The sequence below is a fragment of the Pelomonas sp. KK5 genome (genome assembly GCF_001984095.1).
Classification (GTDB): Bacteria; Pseudomonadota; Gammaproteobacteria; order Burkholderiales; family Burkholderiaceae_C; genus KK5.
The window spans coordinates 1-1,946 of record NZ_LYVQ01000445.1 but is presented as its reverse complement, the minus strand read 5'-3'; the positions used below and the strand labels follow the sequence as shown (position 1 = coordinate 1,946).

The 1,946-nt window shown below is 72.0% G+C and carries 1 protein-coding gene; it reads right to left on the bottom strand.

Features of this window, described 5'->3' with window-relative positions; genetic code table 11:
• Positions 1 to 1,946, bottom strand: a 1,946-nt coding sequence (locus B0W88_RS34070; protein ID WP_369973973.1) for a beta strand repeat-containing protein, incomplete at both ends; no start/stop codon positions are given.

The window sequence follows — 1,946 nt, the reverse complement described above, 5'->3', positions numbered from 1 at the left end:
TCGTCGGTGCTCAGCGCGTGGATCTGGGCCGAGCTCATCGCCTTGATGCCGGCCGAGCCGAGGGCGACGACGTCCTCGGTGGTCATCGTGGCGATCTGGTCGGTGCCGATGGCGGCGACCTGGCCGCTGGTCAGCACCGGGATCTGGCTGCTGGTCAGCGCGTTCAGCGCGTCGCTGCCGAGGCCGGCGATCTGGGCGGTGGTGAGCTGTGCCACCTGCGTGGTGGTCAGCGCGCCGATCTGGTCGCTGTTCAGCGCGGCGAGCTGGGCGCTGTTCAGCGAGCGCAGCGCGGCGCTGGACAGCGCGCGCAGGTCGTCGGTCTCCAGCGCGGCCAGCTGGTCGGTCGTCATGCCGGCGACCTGGGCCGAGCTCAGCGCGGCCACCTGGCCGGTGCTCAGCGCGACGATGTCGTCGGTGTTCAGCGCCTTGATCTGCGCGGCGCTCATCGCCTTGAGGCCGGCGGAGCCGAGGGCCACGACGTCCTCGGTGGTCATCGTGGCGACCTGGGCGGTGGCGATGGCGGCGACCTGGGTGCTGGTCAGCGCCGGGATCTGGGTGCTGGTCAGCGCGTTCAGCGCGTCGCTGCCGAGGCCGGCCACCTGGGCGGTGGTGAGCTGCTGGACCTGGGCGGTGCTCAGCGCGCCGATCTGGTCGCTGGACAGGGCGCCCAGCTGGGCGCTGGACAGGCCGCGCAGCGCGCCGCTGGACAGGGCGCGCAGGTCGTCGGTGCTGAAGTTGGCGAGCTGGTCGGTCGTCAGCCCGGCGATCTGGGCCGAGCTCAGCACGGCCGCCTGCTTGCTGCTCAGCGCGACGATGTCGTCGGTGCTCAGCGCATGGATCTGGGCTGAGCTCATCGCCTTGATGCCGGCGGAGCCGAGGGCGACGATGTCCTCGGTGGTCATCGTGGCGATCTGCGCGGTGCCGATGGCGGCGACCTGCGAACTGGTCAGCGCCGGGATCTGGCTGCTGGTCAGCGCGTTGAGCGAATCGCTGGCGAGGCCGGCGATCTGCGCGGTGGTCAGCTGCTGGACCTGGGCGCTGGTGAGCGCGCCGATCTGGTCGCTGTCGAGCGCCGCCAGCTGCGCGCTGGACAGGCCGCGGAGCGCGCCGCTGTTGAGCGCGCGCAGCTCGTCGGTGCCGAGGGCCACCAGTTGGTCGGTGCCGAGGCCGGTGATCTGCGTGGAGCTGAGCGCGGCGGCCTGCTTGCTGCTCAGCACGGCGATGTCGTCGGTGCTCAGCGCGTGGATCTGGGCCGAGCTCATCGCCTTGATGCCGGCGGAGCCGAGCGCGACGATGTCCTCGGTCGTCATCGTGGCGACCTGGGCGGTGGCGATGGCGGCGACCTGGGCGCTGCTCAGCGCGGGGATCTGGCTGCTGGTCAGCGCATTGAGCGTGTCGCTGCCCATGGCGGCGATCTGGGCGGTGGTGAGCTGGGCCACCTGGGCGGTGGTCAGCGCGCCGATCTGGTCGCTGTCCAGCGCGCCGAGCTGGCTGCCGGACAGCGCGCGCACGGCGGTGGTGGTCAGTGCACGCAGGTCGTCGGTGCTCAGGCTGGTGAGCTGGTCGGTCGTCAGCGCGGCGACCTGGGCGGAGCTCAGCGCGGCGGCCTGCCGGGTGCTCAGAGCGGCGATGTCGTCGGTGCTCAGCGCATGGATCTGCGCGGTGCTCATCGCCTTGATGCCGGCGGAACCGAGGGCCACGACGTCTTCCGTCGTCATCGTGGCGATCTGGGCGGTGCCGATGGCGGCCACCTGGGTGCTGCTGAGCGCGGGGATCTGGCTGCTGGTCAGCGCGTTGAGCGAGTCGCTGGCCAGGCCGGCGATCTGGGCCGTGGTCAGCTGCTGCACCTGGGTGCTGGTGAAGGCGCCGATCTGGTCGCTGGACAGGCCGGCCAGCTGGGCGCTGCCGAGCGCGCGCAGCGCGGCGCTGTTCAGCGCGCGCAGGTC